The organism is Streptomyces sp. NPDC091289, from assembly GCF_044757365.1.
Taxonomy (GTDB): Bacteria; Actinomycetota; Actinomycetes; order Streptomycetales; family Streptomycetaceae; genus Streptomyces.
Map to the genome: position 1 here is coordinate 88508 of NZ_JBIVUT010000001.1, position 2028 is coordinate 90535.

The following is a 2028-nucleotide window of genomic DNA, read 5'->3' on the forward strand; positions in this document are numbered from 1 at the left end:
GGGGGTCAGACCTCGCTGTCCTGGGTTTCGCCCTGGGTCCAGTAGGCGGTCAGGTGGGTGTCGGCGCGGTCGAGGCCGCGGACCTGGACGAAGTGGTGGCGCAGCTCCCGCATGACACCGCGTTCCGCGCCGCCCCACACCCGCCCCTGCCCGTCCGGGAGTTGGAGGGCCGTGGCGTGTTCGCGCAGGGGGTCGCCGTGGGCGCGGTCGTGGCGGTGGAGCCAGGTGACCGTGGCGTCGGCGCGGGTGGGCAGGGGCTGTTCCTCGGCCCGGTCGGCGACCTCGACGACGGCCAGGACACGGTGGTCCGGGGGGAGTTCCTCGAGGATCGCGCCGATGGCGGGGAGCGCCGTCTCGTCGCCCAGGAGGAGGGTCCAGTCGGTGACGGGAGCCACCGGGTAGGCGGGGCTCGGTCCGAACCAGATCACCTCGTCCCCCGGCTCGACGTTCTCGGCCCATCCGGAGGCGAGCTGGTCGGGGCCGTGCAGCACGAAGTCCATGTCGACCTCGTGGAGTTCGGGGCGGTGGTCGCGGATGGTGTAGCGGCGCAGGCGCGGTTTGGCGGTGGGCAGGAGCGCCCGGGCCGCGTCGGTGGTGAAGGGCCGGGGCAGTTCGACGCCGGGCTCGTAGAAATAGAGGGCGACATGCTGATCACTCCCATTGCTGCTGAAGTCCGACAGATCGTCACCTCCCAGGGTCAGCCGGACCATGCGGGGGGTGATGCGTCGCATTCTGCGCACGGTCGTCACATGTATGCGCCCTGGCCTGCGGTTTCGGTGCTCTTCGGTCGCGGCCGTGCTCATGGTGTGCGAACTCCTCGTTGCTGATCGGGACGGTCGGCTCCCTGAATCCTGCCCGGAAGCGATAGGTTAGGCATACCTTACTTCTGGCGGCCTCCTGATGCGGCCGGAAGATCTCTCTGTTTTCTCGACGAAGGAGTGAACATGGCACGTTCACGTGTCTTGTCCGGCCCGGTGGGGCGCAGGCGCGTCCTCGGCGGACTCACGGGTGCCGCGGCGGCGTTAGGGCTGACGGCCTGTGGCGTGAGCGAGTCCGACGACAAGGTCTCGGACGGCGGATCCAAGGAGCCGTCCGGCGCGGCGACGCGCAGCCTGGAGACGGACAACGGGACCGTGAAGGTCCCGGAGAGCCCCCAGCGGGTGGTGGTTCTGGAGAACTACGACGCGCTGATGCTCCTCGACCTCGGAATCGTTCCCGTCGGCATCCCCGACGGGGCGGCCAACCCCCAGTTGCTCCCCAAGGACAGCTACGAGCAGCTCAAGGACGTCGCCACGATCGGCGCGTCGGGTACCCCCAACTCCCAGGCCATCGCGGCTCTCAAGCCTGATCTGATCATCGATCAGTTCTACAAGGAGAAGTCGGCTCCGCTCAAGACCATCGCGCCGGTGGCCTACTTCGACTGGCACACCAGCGGGGCGTTCTGGAACGAGCAGATCGCCAAACTGGCGAAGGCGGTCAACCGCGAGAGCCAACTGGCCGAGAGGAAGAAGGAGTACGAGGGCCGGCTCGCGGAGGTGAAAACCGCCTACCGCAAGCAGATCGAGACCACCACCTGGGCTCCGTTGAGCGGCGGCCCGAACGGCAAGTTCTTCCTGGGGACGCCGCTGGTCACCGTGATGCGCGATGTCGGTCTGCGGATCGGGGCGGGGCTGCCCGAGAAGGAGGCGGGCTTCGTGCCGAAGAGTTACGAGGAGATGGACGTCCTCAAGGACTGCGACGCGCTGATCTACTCGGTGCAGGCCGACGGTAAGGCGACGCCCACGACCCAGCAGTTGCTGGACCACAAACTGTGGAAGGGCGTGCCCGCCGTCAAGGCCGGACGGGCCTTCCCCTCGCGGCACTTCGTGATGGCCAACTACAGCTTCGCCATCGCCACGGTCGACGAGATCGAGGCCATGCTCAAGAAGATGTAGCGGGCCGCGGGGCCGAGCCGTGCCCTCGGCCCGTGGGGCGCACCCGAGGGGGATCCGGTCGGTGCCGGATCCCCCTCGGGCGTGTGACGACCGT

Annotated in this window: 2 protein-coding genes; one reads left to right on the plus strand and one right to left on the minus strand. The window is 68.4% G+C overall.

What is annotated here, in order from left to right:
* Positions 1-5: 5 nt before the first annotated feature.
* A complete protein-coding gene (locus tag ACIQPT_RS00425; RefSeq protein ID WP_401150807.1) occupies positions 6-731 on the minus strand; it encodes a siderophore-interacting protein in 726 nt (241 codons plus the stop codon).
* Between the two features lie 312 nt (positions 732-1043).
* On the opposite strand from ACIQPT_RS00425, the gene ACIQPT_RS00430 reads away from it, so the two are divergent.
* Complete coding sequence (locus ACIQPT_RS00430; protein ID WP_401150810.1) at positions 1044-1934, plus strand: ABC transporter substrate-binding protein; 891 nt, start codon at positions 1044-1046, stop codon at positions 1932-1934.
* Positions 1935-2028 lie beyond the last annotated feature (94 nt).

What these genes read in the sequence shown, in the direction of transcription:
- ACIQPT_RS00425 (WP_401150807.1), bottom strand. Translation starts at nt 731, where the DNA reads ATGCGACGCATCACCCCCCGCATGGTCCGGCTGACCCTGGGAGGTGAC.